The 17,399-nt window shown below is 63.5% G+C and carries 15 protein-coding genes and 1 pseudogene; 4 read left to right on the top strand and 12 right to left on the bottom strand.

Features of this window, described 5'->3' with window-relative positions; translation table 11 throughout:
• Positions 1-784 precede the first annotated feature (784 nt).
• A complete protein-coding gene (locus AC56QP_RS10280) occupies positions 785-1,513 on the bottom strand; it encodes a hypothetical protein (RefSeq protein WP_489859805.1) in 729 nt (242 codons plus the stop codon).
• Between the two features lie 169 nt (positions 1,514-1,682).
• Here AC56QP_RS10280 and AC56QP_RS10285 point away from each other — a divergent pair, with 169 nt between their 5' ends.
• Entirely contained in the window at positions 1,683-2,324 is a 642-nt protein-coding gene (locus AC56QP_RS10285) for a TetR/AcrR family transcriptional regulator (protein WP_489859804.1), read from the top strand.
• Positions 2,325-2,414: 90 nt separating this feature from the next.
• Positions 2,415-2,795 (top strand): hypothetical protein, encoded by a 381-nt coding sequence (locus AC56QP_RS10290; RefSeq protein WP_489859803.1) that lies wholly within the window; start codon positions 2,415-2,417, stop codon positions 2,793-2,795.
• 180 nt (positions 2,796-2,975) lie between these two features.
• On the opposite strand, the gene AC56QP_RS10295 is transcribed toward AC56QP_RS10290, so the two are convergent.
• Positions 2,976-3,143 carry a hypothetical protein gene (locus AC56QP_RS10295; RefSeq protein WP_489859802.1) on the bottom strand — a complete coding sequence of 56 codons (168 nt, stop codon included), beginning with the start codon at positions 3,141-3,143 and terminating at the stop codon, positions 2,976-2,978.
• 210 nt (positions 3,144-3,353) lie between these two features.
• Between AC56QP_RS10295 and AC56QP_RS10300 the strand changes: the two genes are divergently transcribed.
• Entirely contained in the window at positions 3,354-4,397 is a 1,044-nt protein-coding gene (locus AC56QP_RS10300) for an IS110 family RNA-guided transposase (RefSeq protein ID WP_489859762.1), read from the top strand.
• Between the two features lie 505 nt (positions 4,398-4,902).
• Here the strand turns inward: AC56QP_RS10300 and AC56QP_RS10305 are convergent.
• From AC56QP_RS10305 to AC56QP_RS10325, 5 genes and pseudogenes are all read right to left on the bottom strand, one after another.
• Positions 4,903-5,832 (bottom strand): DUF2493 domain-containing protein, encoded by a 930-nt coding sequence (locus AC56QP_RS10305; protein ID WP_489859801.1) that lies wholly within the window; start codon positions 5,830-5,832, stop codon positions 4,903-4,905.
• Between the two features lie 321 nt (positions 5,833-6,153).
• Positions 6,154-7,215, bottom strand: a complete 1,062-nt coding sequence (locus AC56QP_RS10310; protein WP_489859800.1) for a DUF7146 domain-containing protein — start codon at positions 7,213-7,215, stop codon at positions 6,154-6,156.
• A gap of 221 nt (positions 7,216-7,436) precedes the next feature.
• Positions 7,437-8,024: pseudogene (locus AC56QP_RS10315) on the bottom strand (ParB/RepB/Spo0J family partition protein); the annotation flags it as partial.
• A gap of 65 nt (positions 8,025-8,089) precedes the next feature.
• On the bottom strand, positions 8,090-8,497 hold the full coding sequence (locus tag AC56QP_RS10320) for a DUF2958 domain-containing protein (protein ID WP_489859799.1): 408 nt from the start codon (positions 8,495-8,497) through the stop codon (positions 8,090-8,092).
• Positions 8,498-8,624: 127 nt separating this feature from the next.
• Complete coding sequence (locus AC56QP_RS10325) at positions 8,625-8,714, bottom strand: zincin-like metallopeptidase domain-containing protein (RefSeq protein ID WP_497109058.1); 90 nt, start codon at positions 8,712-8,714, stop codon at positions 8,625-8,627.
• A 457-nt stretch (positions 8,715-9,171) separates the two neighbouring features.
• Between AC56QP_RS10325 and AC56QP_RS10330 the strand changes: the two genes are divergently transcribed.
• On the top strand, positions 9,172-9,918 hold the full coding sequence (locus tag AC56QP_RS10330; RefSeq protein ID WP_489859662.1) for a tetratricopeptide repeat protein: 747 nt from the start codon (positions 9,172-9,174) through the stop codon (positions 9,916-9,918).
• A 242-nt stretch (positions 9,919-10,160) separates the two neighbouring features.
• Here AC56QP_RS10330 and AC56QP_RS10335 read toward each other — a convergent pair whose 3' ends face one another.
• From AC56QP_RS10335 to AC56QP_RS10355, 5 genes are all read right to left on the bottom strand, one after another.
• Positions 10,161-11,093, bottom strand: a complete 933-nt coding sequence (locus AC56QP_RS10335) for an ArdC family protein (RefSeq protein ID WP_489859661.1) — start codon at positions 11,091-11,093, stop codon at positions 10,161-10,163.
• Positions 11,094-11,315: 222 nt separating this feature from the next.
• Positions 11,316-11,756 (bottom strand): hypothetical protein, encoded by a 441-nt coding sequence (locus AC56QP_RS10340; RefSeq protein ID WP_489859660.1) that lies wholly within the window; start codon positions 11,754-11,756, stop codon positions 11,316-11,318.
• Complete coding sequence (locus AC56QP_RS10345) at positions 11,753-13,915, bottom strand: hypothetical protein (RefSeq protein ID WP_489859659.1); 2,163 nt, start codon at positions 13,913-13,915, stop codon at positions 11,753-11,755. Before AC56QP_RS10345 ends, AC56QP_RS10340 begins: the two co-directional genes overlap by 4 nt.
• On the bottom strand, positions 13,915-15,756 hold the full coding sequence (locus tag AC56QP_RS10350) for a site-specific integrase (RefSeq protein ID WP_489859658.1): 1,842 nt from the start codon (positions 15,754-15,756) through the stop codon (positions 13,915-13,917). The genes AC56QP_RS10345 and AC56QP_RS10350 overlap by 1 nt, the downstream gene beginning before the upstream one ends.
• Positions 15,753-17,174 carry a tyrosine-type recombinase/integrase gene (locus AC56QP_RS10355; protein WP_489859657.1) on the bottom strand — a complete coding sequence of 474 codons (1,422 nt, stop codon included), beginning with the start codon at positions 17,172-17,174 and terminating at the stop codon, positions 15,753-15,755. The genes AC56QP_RS10350 and AC56QP_RS10355 overlap by 4 nt, the downstream gene beginning before the upstream one ends.
• Between the last annotated feature and the right edge of the window lie 225 nt (positions 17,175-17,399).

The following is a 17,399-nucleotide window of genomic DNA, read 5'->3' on the forward strand; positions in this document are numbered from 1 at the left end:
GCAGGGTAGCACTGCCTTCGCCCTCCGGCGGCTTTTCCACCAGGGTAGGCATCAACGGCTCAATGAACTTCCGACCCATACGATACCCGCCTCCAGCGGTTAAATTAGCATGTGCTGAAATGGTTTTGGTAGTGTACAGTTCGCGCGACGACATCCCTTGCCCTTTGAGGGCCATGAAAGTGTATGAGGTCGGAACACGGCACATGGCACTGGCAGGCGCGATAGTTACGGCTGCCGCGCTGGAGAATGGTTCTGCGCTAGCGCACGGCCCTGATGGAAATTGGAGCTATCCCCCAGCTTGCTGTCATGGCGATCCGGTGACCGGAGAATGCGGCAAGATACCCAGCACTTCGGTGACGCCGCGCCCAGACGGATATGTCATCATCCTACGACCCGGCGACCACCGGAAAGTCACCCACCAGGACCGCTACTTCGTCCCATACGACGTCGTGATCCCATCCGGAGACGACAACTTTCACATCTGCCTGCACCCAACCGAGGAGCACGAGAACTGCTTCTTTGCTCCAGCGGACGCTATGTAACCGCCGTCAAAGGTTCGACTAAAAAGCCCGCCGGCGTTTGAGCCAGCGGGCTAACACAAGGACAGATCGCCAGGCGGTAACCGGCTGGATGAAGGCATTGACCCATGAGGCAATGGTGTCCGTGGTGACAAGATAAGCAGGACGCCGTCAAGGCATGCTATCAGGAATGGGTGCAACACTAACCCGGCATTGATGGCGTCGCACAAATCGGGTCCCTCGGCGCTTCCCTGGATATTGTTAGATCACGCCGCACCGGGCGATAGGTGCAACACACCTTCCGGCCTGAAATCTTCGATGGTGCTCGCGCGTATCCACAGCCAGCCGGCCAGGCAAGCGATGGCTATCGCAAGAACCACCAAGCCAAGGTCGAGGGCCCACTCCGGCACGAACGCACGGAGCGCAATAGGCACTGCGCCAATGACATAGAGAGCGAGTGGGATGCGTGGCACGCCTCTTACAAGGGCGAGAGAAATTACGAAGGCAAGCGTCCCAACCAGGAAAAGCAACGAACTTGCGACCAGAGCCAGCCCGAGTGGCCCGGCTCGCAGGTCGATGATCGTTGTCAGCGGAAGCTTCGAAAATACGAGATTGATCACAACCTCCACACCTTCCAAACTTGCTAACGCAACGAAGTTTAGGACAAACGCTATAGTGCCAAGCAGGCCAGCACGCCGTCCAGACGCTAGAAACAATCCCGCCACAAGACCGAGCGCCAGTATCTCTGCAAGTGGCGCCAGAAGCTGCGTTAGATCGGTGGTCGGGATGAGCGAGCTGCGCTTAGCCGCGTTGACCAAAAGAATAAATGCGCTTCCCACTCCGGCGATGGATGCAAGCCGATAAAGCGTAGCGCTGGTTATAGCCACGTTCGATTGGACGGCCGCTGAACTCAACGTCGGTCGAGGGTCTTCAGCTGGGCTTTGGACCGAAATGGACGATTGCGGTGGGTGCGTTTCGGCGTTTGTGGCGAGCATGTTCATTTCCTCCATCTGGGAGTTCGGCAACCGCGAAAGCCGCAGGCCTGTTCCGATCCCATTTGTAATCACTGATTACATCTTATCATCCATGTTGTAAACAGTGATTACATGATGCTCGCAGTCGTGATAGGCATGCGTTGTGCTGTTCAAGAGAACGAAGGACGAAATGCCAAAGGACAAGACGCCTGGCCGAACTGGCTACCACCATGGCAATTTGCGGCAGGCGCTGATCGATGCCGCTGTTCACCTCATCGAGGAGGATGGCCCCGACAATGTCAGCGTGCGCGAAGTCGCAAAGCGAGCGGGCGTTTCCCCCGGCGCTCCCTTTCGTCATTTCGCGAGTAAGACCGCATTGATGACGGCTGTAGCAGAGCAGGCAATGGGCCGATTCCGCGCGGAGATTGCGAACGCGGTCAAGAATGTCGCTACGGACGACCCGATTGAACGCTTTGCCGCTGTGGGAATGGCCTATTTGCGCTGGGCACTTCGAAACCCCACCCATTTCCAGATCATCTCCGCCAGGAGTCTCATTGATTGGGATAGTTCGGAGTCGCTGCGTCGCGATAACGAAGCGGTGCGTGCTTTGATGGAAGGGTCGATGGTAGAAGCTCAGCGACGAGACATGCTCCGGTCAAACGACATAGCAGAGACACAGATCGCCGCGAGGGCGCTGGTCTACGGGCTCGCACGCATGTGCATTGACGGACATTTTGCACAGTGGGGAGTGACGGGAAACACAGCAGAGCTAACCGCAGAGAATGCACTAGCACACTTCGTGACACTGGTTAGAAACGACCGGTCTTGGTGAACTAGCGCAGCTAGACAAATCCTGTGAAAAACAGCCGAAATAGCTGAATGTCGGCTATGCCAATCACGGCAAGCGGCGCACTGTCGCCGAATGGTGGCCGGGCACGTTGAGATGGTCCTGTTTGAGCAGTCTCTTGCTAATGCCGACGGCTTTCAGCGACCGTTTTCTGACCGCATAGCAGACGCCGCGGCAAAAACCTCAGGTTCAGTGCTGTTTGATGTCCGTATTGATGGTGACGCCAGCGTACAGCGAATGGCCGCGATTGGGTACAATGACGCAGAAACTGCAATCGTTGTGCTCGAGAAGACGGGTTATTTAAGATGCACGGCGGTTGACGGTGATGCCTCGACTTTGGTTACGGATTTGGCCGCATGGGAATCGTCTCCGCTACGCGAGCACGTGCAATCTGAGTACCATGGTACGGCACTGATCCTGCTGGCGAAGCTTCGTGTGTCCGGTCATCTTTCATGATCAGCGTTGTCATCTACCTCCGGCGAGCGTAAGCCGCCGCGCGGCTGAGTTTGTCGTACACACAATCGATCACGTATCGCTAGTCCAATGTTTTTGCCGGCAATTTAGTGGCTACAGCCAATGGGGCCAAGGCACATCGGCATGCCAGCGCCTGCCGGCCGTCAGGCGAGGCTCCCTCACCTATGCGGCGTGGGGGTCGATTTCAACGACGATCTCCGAGGCCTCTCCGTCAAATTCGTCCGCGGGCACGACCGTGAGCGCACCGTCGCCGGCCCGGAAAATGACGATGCTGACCATCAGACTGGTGGCGAGGCTGAAGGCGAAGGCGTTTGCTTCTGCGAGGGACATCGATCCGGCTCCTGTTTGGAAGCGGGGATCCGCCCCCCGTGACAGGCGCCCGATGTGTCCGGCCGAGGGCCGCAATCACCGCGAAGGCGAAGTCGAAGCGGCGGCACGCTTTGCGTAGTCTGACCCTTGATGAGGTGGAACGGCCCGCTCCGACAGCATCAAAGTGCTAACGTGGTCGTTGTTGCAAACGCCACAAGGAGGGACCGTTCCGTGAAAGATGTTACCACTATCGGGCTGGACTTGGCCAAACAGGTTTTTCAGGTTCATGGCGCCGACGCTGACGGCGCGCCGCTGTTCAACCGGAAGCTACGCCGCGCCGAGGTTTTGCGCTTTTTCGAGAAATTGCCACCGTGCCTGGTTGGGATGGAAGCATGCGCGAGTGCGCATTACTGGGCGCGAGAGATCGCGGTCTTCGGTCACAACGTCAAACTGCTACCACCTCAATACGTGAAGCCGTTCGTCAAACGCGGGAAGACAGATGCCGCCGATGCGGAGGCCATCAGCGAGGCCGTAACGCGAAAGACCATGCGGTTCGTCCCGGTCAAGACGGCTGAGCAGCAGGCAGCCGTGATGGTGCTCAAGACGCGTGCATTGCTCGTCCGTCAGAGAACTCAGACGATCAACGCCCTGCGCGCTCATATGGGCGAGTTGGGCATCATCGCTCCAATCGGGATTGCCAACGTCAAGGCATTGGCCGTCATCATCCGGGATGGGGCTGATAGCCGCTTGCCGCCGGCTGCGCGATTTGCTCTCACAGAGATGGTCGACCAGATTGAGCTTCTTGCAGCGCGGATCGATAGACTTGAACGTGAGATCGTTGTTCAAGCCAGGCAAGACTCGGATATGCGTCGGCTCGCTACCATCCCCGGCGTGGGGGCCATTATTGCCATGGCCATCAAAGCGCTCGTTCCTGATCCCGGCGGATTCAAATCGGCTCGGCACTTTGCTGCCTGGATAGGCCTGACACCAAAGGCCCATTCGAGCGGCGGCAAGGATCGCCTGGGGCGCATTTCCAAGATGGGCAATTCAGAATTGCGATCGCTGCTTGTGACTGGGGCCGCATCCGTCCTTCGCCATGTGCGAACTGACGACAAGGCGCGGCCGTGGCTGAAGGACTTGCTTGGCAGACGCCCTTTCAAGGTCGTGGCAGTTGCGCTGGCCAACAAGACGGCGCGGATCATCTGGGCTTTGTTGACCAGAGGTGGAGTATACCGCAACCCAATGGAAACAAGGGCGAACGAGATCCCCGCTTAAGGATCCGGACCGCCCATACGAGCTGACCGGCAAGGGCCGGCAGAAGCGAGGTGCAAAAGCAGACGATGAACCCACGGGACTAAATCCCGAAACAGGACAGGCCGAAACCCGTGACGCGCACAAAAGCGCGCCCCCTTGATCCAGCCACCTGTTTCGCGGACTTCATCGAGGCCAGCGGTCATGTGCCGCGCAGAAAGGCCGGACATATGACCGCACCGTCCTCATGTGGTGAAATCGACTGAAAAGCATCCTTGCACCGCGGGCCGTTCCACATATCATGGGTTGATGGCATCAGGCCCTAGGATGGACCAAGGAATCGCGCCTATGAACGCGGTGATCGATTCACAGTTTCGGTCGCAGGAGCCGATGAGACGTGAGGGATCGAGGCTTGCCCGACGCGCCTTCATCGCAATCGCCGCAGGAAGTGCCATGCCCCGGACTTCCACGCCGGACGAGCCCGGTCGCCGACGTGCACATCATGCCTCGCGCCGGTCGAGGCGCCCCTTCATGTGGCGCCGAACTTCATGACCGGGATGCCGAGCTTTCGGGCCTTGTCGGCGAGGTTGTCCTGGATGCCTGTGCCAAGGAAATGGATGACGCCGATCGGCAGGGCGTCGAGCATGACGTCGTTGCGTTTGAAGGGAGCGGCTTTGGCGTGCCTGGTCCAGTCGGGCTTGAAGGCGATCTGCGGAACCTTGCGGTTGTTGGCCCATTTGGCCGCGATCAACTCGGCACCCTTGGGCGATCCGCCGTGAATCAAGACCATATCCGGATGCTTGGCGTGGACCTGGTCCAGCTTGGCCCAGATCAGCCGATGATCATTGAAGTCGAGCCCGCCGGTGAACGCGACCTTTGGCCCCGGAGGCAAGAACGACTCGCTGTCGGCATGCTTCTTCGCGGCAAGGAAATCACGGCTGTCGATCATCGCCGCGGTGAGATTGCGGTGGTTGACCTTGGAGCCCGCGCGGGGTCGCCAGATCGAATGGGTATAGCGCTCGAAGTGCTCGGCTGCCTGATCGCGCATCAACTCGAAGGCATTGCGGCGTTCAAGCAAGGTCTGTCCTTGGGCGGTGAGCCGTTCAAGTTCGACGGACTTGACCTCGGATCCGTCCTGTTCGCGCTGTAGGCGCAGCTGCGACAGTTCGTTGTCATCGAGTTCGCGTTCGATCCGATTGGTCGCCCGATGGTACAGGTTGACGGTGCCCCAGAGCAGTTCCTCAAGGTCGGGCTCGAGGCGCGTATCGGAGAGCGTCGCCACGAGGGCATCGAAGATGTCGGCGATGCTGCCTGCGACCACGCTGGCCTCTGGAAGCGGGCGCGGATCGGGTTCGTCTTCGAAGGGCCGGTAGCCATAGAGTTGGAGTTCCTGGAGCACATGCTCCATTGAGGAGGACGCGTGCGGTGGTTCGAAGTCGAGGTGATTGTGATCGCTCATGGCGGCTTCCCTTGTGCCGGATCGGCCGCGCCCATCGCGGCCTTCATGGCGACGAGAGCGACGGGCGGACAGGTCTTGCACCCGCGGCGCCAGCCAAGGGCCGAAACGTCAGTGGAGGGTGGCGAAGCCCGGCTATTTTGTCTCGCGATGAAAAGGCCCGCAGGGCCGACGGAAAATAGCCGGGCGCAGCCATTGCCTGACCGGGTCGCGCGGCGCACCCGACCGCCCTCTTGAAGGCCGTGGGGCCGTCACGCCTGGCAAGGGAACCGAGCGCTGCCGCAACGATCGCTGCGACGTGCGCCACCGCTCACCTCCTCCCGGTCAGGCCGGCTGTGCCATGAAGCGGGCGATATCCTTAGGCGCGATCTGAAGCCGCAGCATCGCCCTGAGGGCATCGAGGCCGAGGAGATGCAGGTCCTCGTTGAAGTCACCGAGTTGCGGGGTCAGGACGACCGCTTCGATGCCTTCGCAATTGGCGCGTTCGATGAGGGTCGCCACCGCTCCATCCCCCGCCGGATCATTGTCGCGAGCGATGTAGAGACGCCGCAGCGTTTCGGGAAAGAGGATCGCGGACAGGTGCGCCGCCGAGAGGGCCGCGATCATCGGCATGGTGGGTAGCACAGAACGCTGCGACAGCATGGTCTCGATTCCCTCTCCGGCTGCCATCACGTCATTGCAGACCCCGAAGCGGACGCCGTGGCCAAGAAGATCGCCCATGGCCCGTCGGGGTGTATCGATCGGAGCTCGGCCGAGATGCGCCTCGCTGAAACCGGCTGGGTCGAGCCAGGTGCGATGCGCGCCGGTAAGCTTGCCGTCAAGGTCGGTCACCGCCGCGATCATTGCGGGCCAGGTGTCGGTCGGCGCCTCCTCGTCGGAGCGGTAGTAGCAGCGCGGGTGAAACCGAAGGCTTTCAGTTTCGTGCAATGCCGTTATGCCGCGTGCGTGCAAATACATCTCAACGAGCGTCCGTGAAATCGACCGCGACATGGAAAACAGCCGCCGCGCCGCCTCGACAGAACCCGCCGGGGCTGGAGGTGCATGCTTCCTACCTTGGGTTGAATCTGGAACTGGCTGGGGGATAGCCAAAAAGCTGCGCGCCTCGTCGGTCACATCCTTGAAGTCATGCAGGCCAAGCGATTCCTGGATGACGTCAAGCAGATCGCCATGCTCGCCGGTGGCGGCGTCGGTCCACTTGCCCGCAGCGCCCTTGCCCGAGTCCGGTCCTTTGAGGCGGACAAACAGGGAGCGCCCGGGTGCATTGTGGACATCGCCCACCAGCCAGTACCGGCCCTCGCGATGACCATTGGAAAGATAGCGGCGGCAAACCGCCTCAGCCTGACTACCAAGACGACGCGCCAGTTCGGAAGCATCTCGACGAGGCATCAGGCGACTTCCTTCTCGCCGATGCGTTGGACCGGATAGCGATCAAGTACCTTGGCAAGCACCGTGGGTCCGGTCGCGTCGGTGGGAACGAACATGCGCAGCTTCCAGGAAATGATCTCGTGGAACAGCCCGTAAGCAGAGAGCTGCTCGCGGATCGTGTCGGCAAAGCCCGACAGTTCGATGCGGTTGGCGCCCATGACGCGCACGCGGCGAAGATGGAGCTTCTGTCGTTGGTGATCGTTGCTGACCGAGAACGCCTCGAGTTGGGCGATCGTCATGCCGTCGTCGGCATAGATGTCGAGGAGCGCCGGTGACGCGGCGGTGAGCTTGAGCCGCTGCTTGACGATGTTGACCGAGATGAAGAAGGCCGACGCGATCTCCTCCTCCGATATGCCCTTGTCGCGCAGATCCTTGAAGGCCCGATACTGGTCGAGCGGATGAAGCGGTGCGTGCTCGATATTCTCGGCCAGCGAAATTTCCTCCGCAAGAATGGCGCCAGAGGAACTACCGACGACACACGGCACCGGCGCGGTCTTGGCAAGGCGCTTCTGCCTCATGAGCATTTCGAGTGCGCGATAGCGGCGGCCGCCAGCCGGTATCTCGAACATGCCGGTCTCCTGGCCATCGGCATCGGGGACGGCACGAACATGGATGCTCTGGATCAGGCCGCGGCGGGCGATCGAGGCGGCAAGGTCCTCGATCGAGACGCCGGCTTTGATGCGCCGGACGTTGGTTTGCGCAAGCAAAAGCTTGTTGAAAGGAATGTCGCGCGCGGACGACAGGGTGATCTTCTGAACGGCAGTGGTCATCTGGGTTCTCCGCGACGGGCGCCGAGAGCCTCTCTCTCAGTCCTGAACCCGTCGCGAAAATCCCTTCAAACCTCTTCCTCTCCTTCCCCTGGACATGATCTCGCACGCCGCTGCCCGTCGGCAGCGGCGTGCAGAACCTGTTCGCCCTGCGGGATGCTTCCAGTTGCCAGGGCAGCCTCGGCATAAGCCGAGATAGGCAACCGCCCCACGAAAAGGAGATCGCGTTCGATCGCCATGCCGAACGGCAGGCGAACCGACTGAAATTCCGAGAGACTGAAGCTGCTTAGTTCGGGATAGCCTATACCGAGATCGGCCAAGCCGAATAGGGTATCGCCGTCCTCGTCGAGTTCGGTCGCGAGCCAGGTGCCGGCGCCGACCGGATTGAAGAAACGCACAACCGGGACATGGTCGGCATCACGATCGCGGCCGTTGGCAAGAAGGCGCTCGCGCAGCTCTGGAGTCAAGAGGATCATGCCGCCCTCCTGTCGTCATCTCCTTCCACCTCAATCGGCGGTGCGACACCCCCGGAAGATGCCCTAGGAGCCAGTCGGCCGCTTTGCTGGCCTGGCCCGCGGCGCGCACAATGGCGCGATTGTCCTCTCACAAAACCTCGAGCCAGGACCCGATGTAGTCGGCATGCCGTACGGTGGGGACGATGCCCAGCGCGGCACAAGCGAAGGCCGCGCTGATCTCGGCGACTTATCTGAACAGTCAAGCTGTCTCAGACGTTGTTCATAGCGAGAAACCGCTCGCTGCACTGGCTTTCTTGGATGGTGCTCGACGTGAGACAGTTTTGTGCGATTGCGCCCACTTTGTGCAGCCCTTTCACAAACCGATGTCAGGTGCTGTTTGGCGCGGTACCCGCGGCGATTGGGGCAAAGCAGACTCCTATCCCCGCTCTCATTCCGTCCCGGATGACCCGAAAACGGACAGTAGAGCTCCGTGTCGAAACACGTTACGTCGGGCCGGTCCGTATACCTAGCGAGCCGTTCAGAAGTGCACTGCATTTTAGCGATGGCGCTTACTAACAATATACCAGCCCGCTATTGATGCGCCCGGGCAATCCCAGCATTTATTTTTCCTTGCAGATTGCGTGTCCTAGACTTCCGCTACTCGCTATAAGCGAGTGGTCGTTGGAGGCTGTGAGATGGAATGCGTCCTGTGCAAAACGTGCGAGGCTGCGCGCGCGGCGTTCACAAAGAAAATGGATGAATGGTTTTACGCGCAGAGCAACAACGTTGAAATCATGACGAAAGAAGCGGATCCGGCGGCGATACACCAAGCTTACGAGCTGCTCCAGGCTGATCCGGCGGAGTCATTCGGGCAATATCTTGCGCTCGCCGAAAACGGGTCGGTCTGGAGCATGGCTGCGGTCGGGCAAATGTTTTACGTTGGAACCGGCACGGCGCAGGACTTGGAGCAAGCGGAGAAATGGCTGCTCCGCGCCTATCAAGCCGGATCGGATTATGGTCTCGTCTGCCTTGGGTCTCTCTACGAGCGATCGAAACGCCACGAGGAGGCGCAAGAGGTGTACAAGACTGGCGCTGCGCGGGGCTTTGTCCCAGCGATGCTCTATTTGGCGGCGTGCTACCGGAGGTCGCCGAACTGGGCTCAAAGCCGCCGCGAGACGCTGGCGCTGCTGGAGCAAGGCCCGGCCGCTAGCGATCTTTTCGTCCGGCATTGGCTCACAACCGCGATGGTGCGCGGTTGGTTCGGGCTAAGGTATATTCCTGAAGGCATCCGTCGGTTGCCCGACGTTGCCCACGAGATGGCTGTTCTCGTCGAGTACGGTACAGGGCAGTTGCAGGGCGACAGCAAAAAACAACAGGGCTTCTTTAGCCGTCTCGCAGCACAGGTCTGGCTGGTGGGCGCCACCCGACACCCAGCATCATAACCAAGCCTAGCGGACTCGGTCCGTTCGTCGGTCTTATGATGAGCGGCAATTTTGCTTCTGGCCCATCACGTCGATCCAGGGATTGATCGAGAGCTGCTATCGAAGGATATCCTGGCGCCTCCGCAAATCGGGAAGATTTGCGCCTTGCTTGGCGTTGCGCAGGATCGTACCCATCGCAGATTGGTCGGCCGCATAGCGCCAAAGCGAAGCGATACTGCCCATCCTTGTAGACCTGGGCGCGCCTATGCGGCGCCCCGGACCTTGTGTTGGCGAGCGCCCGCCTGCTGCGCGTGCATCCAGTCGGCGATCTGTTGCGCCTTGGCGGCGGCGGTGAAAATGGCGCGCTTGTCGGAGCGGAGTACCTCGAGCCAGGACACGACATAGGCGGCGTGATCCGGCCGCGGCTCGAGGCTGAGGTTGAGGTCGGCGCAGATCATGGCGCTGAGAAGCTCGACCGTGCATTCCTCCATGGCGTAGGCGGCCGAACCGAACCGTCCGGAGAGATCGCGATCGAGGCGGTGCTTGGCGCCGGAGGCATGCCCACATTCGTGGAGTAGCACGGCGTAGTAGGCGACGGCGTCGCGGAAGCAGGCGAACTCGGGCATCTGCACGTGGTCGGTGGATGGGCGGTAATAGGCCCGCGCGCCGCCGTGCCGAATGTCGATGCCGAGTGCCGCACAAAAGCGCTCGGCGCGTTCGACGCGCTCGGCTTCGGGCAGCATCGGCATTGCGGGCGGCGTGTAGCCATCGACCTGCGCGCAGTTGAAGACCGTGTAGCCGCGGGCGAACATGCGCCGGGCGGGCTCGTCGTGATCTTCGTCCCCGTCGTCGGCGTCGGCCTCGCCGTGGCGATCGGCGATCTTCCAGAACACGACCAAGTGCCCGCGCTCGCCCTTGCGGACCTGGGCGCCAAGGGCCTGCCATTGCCGATAGGTGCCCCAGATGCCGGCGGGATAGCCCGTCGCATACGCCGCGGCCCAGAGTGCGATGACGTTGACGCCGCGATAGGTCTTGCGCGAGGCGACGTTGACGGGCGTGGTGATCGCCGAGCCATTGTGATGCCAGGGCATCCGGTAGTCGGCGGCGCCGGCTTCGATGGCGGCGATGATCTGACTGGTGACGCGCTCGTAGATGTCGTTCCGGGTCTCGGCCTGATGGTTGCGATCCGTGGTCATGGGTGCCTCCTGTGCTCGCCCTCTCCGTCGAGGGCGAGGCGGCAGGGACAGACGCGGATAGCCGGCTCGTCACACCCTGTTCTCGGTGCTGGTGCGGAACAGGGTTGACGGGCCGGCAGCGTCTGTCACAACCCGAGCCCCTGCCTCGTCGGGCGAGCGCAGGAGGCACCCATGATCGGCGGGCCCGGCCGGACCGGGATCGGTTACGAAGCTATACGGCTATCAGCCAACGCCGTCGTGAGACGGGCGCCGTAGCGGCACGACCCTGGTCGCAGGTGATCGAGCCAGTTCCTCCCGCAGGCCGTCGATCACCGCATCGCGCTCGGCGACCTGCAACGTCAGCACCTGGATGTGCTGTGCAAGTGTGCGGGCGAGCGCCCGCAGCTCGGCCATCTCGGCGCCGCGCACGGCGCGGAGCTCGGCTTCGAGGGCGCGGATGCGCTCCTTGAGGACTCTGGGGGAGGATCGTTGGCGGCGGTCTTCGGCGGCACGGAACTCGGCGAGAAGAGCGCCGGCCCGGTTGGCCGTCGCCCGGCTGACGCCGGCTTCGCGCGCCAGGTTGGCGACGGTCAGCGCCCCGTCGGTGCGCTCGGCGCGACCGTCGAGCAGCCGCTCCATGGCCGACCTCAGCGCGGCTTCGCTCCTTGGCCCGAGCGCGGTCATGCATCACCGTCCACGAGAGGAGCGATCAGATGGCGCTTGCGCTCATTGTCCTTCAGGATCGCCGTGCGCTGCAGCGGCGAAAGGCGCCGGTCGGCCAGAAGCGCTTCGCCCTCGGCGATCGAGGCCTGCCATGGCTCGCGGTGCCGGGCGGTCAGGCAGGCATTGGGGCAGCGGTCGGGGCTGCAGCGCGACAGGGCCGGCGCCGTCCGCTCGTCATCCGGTGCATCTTTGAGGCAGAGCGCGGTCGCCGCGTCGAAGAGGCAATCGTTGAGGAAGCCGACATGCAAGGTTCGCCCGAGATGGGCGAGCATAGCGCGCAGCCGCTTCCGGTCCATGATCCGGCCGGGAAGATCGCCGAGTTCGTCCTGCACGCGGGCGAACTCTCGGCGCAGTCGCGTCGCACCCGGTCCCGCCGGCCCGTCTTTGCGAAGAAACGCCTCGTAATGGGCGACGACATCGTCGAGCTGGCCGAGCGCACGCTCGCGCTCGACGGCGCTTCGGAAGTCGGCCTGGGCCGATCCAGCGTAGCCCTCGAACATGGCGATGGACGCATGCTTATACTGGATCTTGCCGGCGACCGTGCCGAACGGCCGGTTGGCGATGTACCAGGCGATGGTGCGGCGCAGCTGCCGCGTCGTGAACTTCCAGGGTTCGTCGTCGATCCGTGGGATGACCGGTCCGTCGCTGGCGCGCGCATCGAGCCCGTCGCGGAACAGGTTGAGCGTTGGCGTCGCGCCCATCCCGAGATGATCGTTGCTCCAGGGCCAGTCCTTCAGCGCCACCCACAGGGATGACAATCCTTTGTCGCGGCGATTGCGCTCCGAGAGAACTTCCATCACCGCAACGGCGCGGGCGACCGGCTCGATCGTGATCCAGTCGGCCGTCGCGCCGCGCGCCCCTTGGCGTTTGTAGACGGTGCTGCGCAGCCGGTAGCGCTCGACCAGGCCGTCGGCGCTGCGCACCGGCGACACGCAACCCGGCTGCATCGCCTGCACCTCGCTGTCGCGCATCCCGGTCAGATAGGCGCAGACGATATAGCAGGCGCCCTGCAGCATCCGCTCCTCACGTGCGAGGCTGAGGCCGTCGAAGCGATCGCGCCAGGGCAAGCCGGTGTCCAGATCGATCGAGATCGGTGTGTCGAGTCCGCCGATCTCGGTGCCAAGTTCTGTCGCTGCCTCGTCGATCAGCCGCGCGGTTGGCTCGGACTGGCTGACGCGGCCGCTCTCCGGAGCGCCGGCGTGAAGGCGCATCAGATGAAGATTGTAGGGTGGCGTCTCGTCTCCGGTGAGCGGATCGGTGCGGCGGGCGACGTTAGGCGCGCGCTCCCAGATCGGCACGCCTCTGCCCGTGGCCCGGCGCGCATCGAGCCACTTCGCCACACGGGCGCGATAGGTGCTGGCGACGGCCCGGCCGGTCCGCGCGTCCCGCGCCATCAATCGGGCGCAGCGGACTTCGAGAGAGTCAAGCTCGGCACGGGCGGCAAGGATATCCGGCGCGTAGACCTCGACATACCTGAGTGCCCAGCGCAGCATGGCGCCGATGACCGGCTCGGGAATGCGCGGCGTGGCGTTCTCGGCGGGTGCCGGCGGCCGTCCGGCGACGCGGTGAGCGGCTCGCCCACGCCAGGGAAGCACGCCGATGCCACCACCGGTCAGCCACGGCGCCAGGTGATGCAGATCGATCGGCACCTCGACATACTTCACCGTCTCGTGCGGTGTTCGCCGTCCGCCGTCACGGGCATGCACTAGGTAGGCGTCGAGCAGCGCCTGATCGACGCGGCCGAGATCGACGGCGCCAGTCTGTGCGTGGAGGAACGTCGCGAAATGCTGGACGTAGCGCAGCAGCCGGATCGCCGAGGTCGCGCCGCAGGGCGCCCGGTATCCCGGAATATGGATGCGCAGCCGGGCGATCACATACTCTTTTGCCAGCCGTCGCGTGGCGAGATCGGCGATGCGGGCGAAATCGAGCCGGTAATTGCTGTGGCGCGCGTTCACCCGGAAGATGGCGGCGCCCAGGTCCCAGAGATCGTCGCCGAAGCGGGGAAGCTCACCGCGGTCGACATCGTCCCTGACCGCGACACCGGCAAGCACGGGCTCGCCGTCGCCATAAATGGCCGACGGCAACGACGTCCGCAGCGAGAGCTTGATGGAACCCGGCATTATGGCGCTGCCGCTTCGGGTGGCAGGTAGATGAGCGCCGGGTCCGACGCCGCAATCCGGCGAGCGTCCTCAATCTCCGCGTCGGCAAACCGGGACAGAATCTGATCGGCGATGCGTCCGTGAACGCGGCCAAACTTGGCGATCCAGTCGCCTTCGCTGAGGGCCTGCCGTTGCGCGCGAATGAAGTTGAGGAATGCCAGAAGCGCAGGCAGCTTGCGGGCGGTGATCACCGCATTGCTGCATTCGAGACAGCCCCAGAAGGGCGACGGACAGGCTTCCCCTTCTAGCCCGAACGGGCTCTTGTAGAAGCCGGCGCAACTGGCGAGCCAGACATCCTGCTCGCCGCCGAGCAGCGCGCCGATGGCGGCGGTACCGGCAACGGGAAGACTGGTTGCCTGCTCGGGATCGGCCAGGACGGCGCCCTCCTCTTGCGAGGACAGGATGCACGGCCGCAGGGCGGCGTCGAGCGCATCGTTCATGGCGTCGGCAACGGTCGCCTCGTGCAGATGGCGAAGCGCGGGGATATCGGCGTAGTGGTTGGCCGCCACCGCGGCGCTGTGGCCGACGGCGAAGCGGTCGAGTTGGCCGCCCGTACGCCGATACCACGCCGCCTTGTGGGTCTTGCGCAGGCGTGTCAGGTTGAGGCGGAGCGGCTGACCCTGTTCATCGAGAATGCCATGTCGTGCAATCCATGAAGCGACGGATTCCTTCAGGCTGAGCACCCTCGGGGTCAGACGGCCCCAGGCGCAGTGGACCCAGAGCGTGTCGGCGCCAAGCCGGCCTCTCGCCGGACCGGTCCACTGCAGCACCTTGCGGATCAGGCCGCCCGGCGTCGAGGAGCCGCCATCGCGCGCGCGCAGCCGCTTCCACTCGGCGCCGCGCGCCCGCCGTTTGCAGTACTCGATCTCGACATAGCCGCCGGATGGGTTCTTCAGGCAGTCCGCCCGCAAGCTCTTGATCGCTTCGATCTCGAGACCCGTGTCGAGCGAAATGAGGACGATGAGCGGCACGAGGTCGGCGGCGATCAGATGCCGGCGGCTATGCAGATCGTGGATCAGGCGATCGTTCTGCAGGCCGCTCTCGCGGCGCAGCGTGTAGAGGCGCTTGAAGAGCGGATGCAGGTGCCCGATGGCGCCTTCCGCATCGATCACCGCCGTTACCTGTTCATGCGCCCTCGCCAGAACGCGGCTCCGATCGGCATCCTCGACGGTCGGGATGCGATCGGCCACGGCAAAGCGGCGGATGATGGCGGCGAGATCGGCGCGAGCGGCGGTCCGCAATGCCGTGGCGATGGCGTCGCCATAGGCATCGCGCGGCCGGGCGCGCACACCCGGCCGGTCGCTCGTATACATCAACCGCCGCGAGGCATCGGGTGGCAGAAGGCCGGGCTCCGCCGCCTCGGCGAGGCGGAGCAGGTTGAGCACCTTGCTCATCCGATGCAGCCGGTGATTGGGATGCAGGCCGCTCTCCTCCATCCAACCGTCGAAGCCGTCGATCAAGGCAGCGCTCACGTCGGAAAGGCGCGCGATGCGCAATCTGGCGGAATCGAGATAGCGCCAGAATGTCTTGAGCGCGTTGGTATAAGCATAGGCTGTCGAGATTGAGCCGGCCGGACCGCCGACCTGGCAGGCGCGCCAAAGCGCGCCGGCAAACGTCCAGGCCAGTGTCTTGCGGCCAGCGAGCATCGTTAGATCGATCCTCCTGCTGCGGTCCGCCAGCGTGACCGTGAAGCGGAGCGACGCGATCGCGGCGGCGGCCTCGCCCTCGGGATCGGGCAACGCCTCCGGAAAGAGCGCACGGCGGCCCGGCCGCCGCACCGACGCGGCGATCGGAGCGGTCATGCTGCATCACCGGCCGTATCGTCGGCCCAGCGATCCGCGGCTGCCTCGACCAGTTCCTGCGCTTCGCCGAGACTGTCGAGATAGATGTAGGTGCTGGTAATGCTCGCGTGCCCCAGAAGGTGCTGGAGCTTCTGCAAGGGGTCGCCGAGCATCCGACGATAGGCCGCGCCGTGCCGGTCGTGCGGATCGAACACGGTTCCGATCTGCTCGCGGATCAGCATGGAGAGCATGTTGACGGCGAAGGTGTGCCGCAGAGTGTGCGGCGTCACCTCGATCTCGATGCCGAAGCGGCGACAGCGGACGCAGGCGCGCCGGAAGGCGGCTTCCCAGGTTGCGGAGGGCACAGGCCGGCCGGCTTCCGTCAGCCAGAGCAAGCCGTGCTGCGCTCGGCCGGGCGCCCCGATCAGCACGCCGCGGCGTTCGGTCGACGTAAGCCGGTCGAGCCGCACGCGTTTGCCTGCCGCGCCTGTTGCCTTCCCGCTCTCCGGCATCAGCCAGAGCGGATCGAACACCGCAGGTTCGGAGCGGGCGGCGGAGATAGCGCGCTCAAGATCGACATAATCAGAGATCAGCGCCAGCACCCGGCGCGGAATGCGGATGCGACGTGGCCGTCCGCCCTTGGCGATCGGACCGGGAAGATCGAAGGGAACTGAGCGCGATCCCGGCTCGGTCAGGCGCGGAAGCTCGGCCAGAAGCAGGCTCCCAGCTTCTGTCAGCCGCAAACCAGTCGTGACCAGCAGTTCGGCAAAGAGCGCATTGCGCTCGCTGTTCCGCCCGCGGCACGCCGGATCTTCGGAGCCGTCGGGAAGCCGGCCGCGCAGCCCCACGTCGCGGAACAGGAGATAACGGCCGAGATCGACATAGCGGGTGTCGTGCCGGCGCGCTGCGCGCTCGCGGGCGCGGTTCGCCGTCACGGCGAGCACGGCCCGGCTGCCGGCAGCCCTGCGAAGGGTGACGCCGTAGCTGAAGGGCGAAACGGTGATGATCCCTTCCTCGACGGCCCAGCGATAGAGCTTGTCGAGCGCGGCAATGCTTCGGTTCCAGCTTGCCGCCGAGATGCGGTAGGGAGCCGCCGACAGGCGTCGTGCCCGATGAAAGGCCAGGACATCATGGCGGTCGGCCCTCCAGACCGTCTTGCCACCGCGTCGCTCTGCCAGAAAGCGTGCCCAGACCAGGATGTCGCGGGCGTAGGAGCGCCAGGTGTCCGGGGAGCGCGCGCCCATGCTTGGACAGGCGCGGAAGAAGCGGTTGAGATGAAGATCGTAACTGCCGTCATCCATCAGGATGAACGGCATGCCATCAATCAGCCCGGCGCGCTCGGCCACGTCGAGCGCGCCGAGCGCGGGGTTTGTTGTTGCGGAATTATCGAGGGGAAGCGGGCGCGACAGGGCGCCAAGATCGGTAAAGTACAGCTGCACGCACGTGACCTAAGCGGAGCGCCTGCGGCGCAAGTTATTGTCTTTATGTGCGAGGGGTTCCCCTCGCGCTCTCCCGCTCGCCGCGTGGCAGGGGTGCAGGACTAAGCCTGCACCCCATGAACAAGCTTGTGGTGCCGCCGCCGCGTAAAGCGTTGTCCTCGCTTCGCTGCGGGAACGCTTGACCCGGACGTCTGACGAGCTTCACCGGAACCGTCGGCAAGGTGC

This window comes from Mesorhizobium sp. RCAM 05104 (assembly GCF_059683645.1).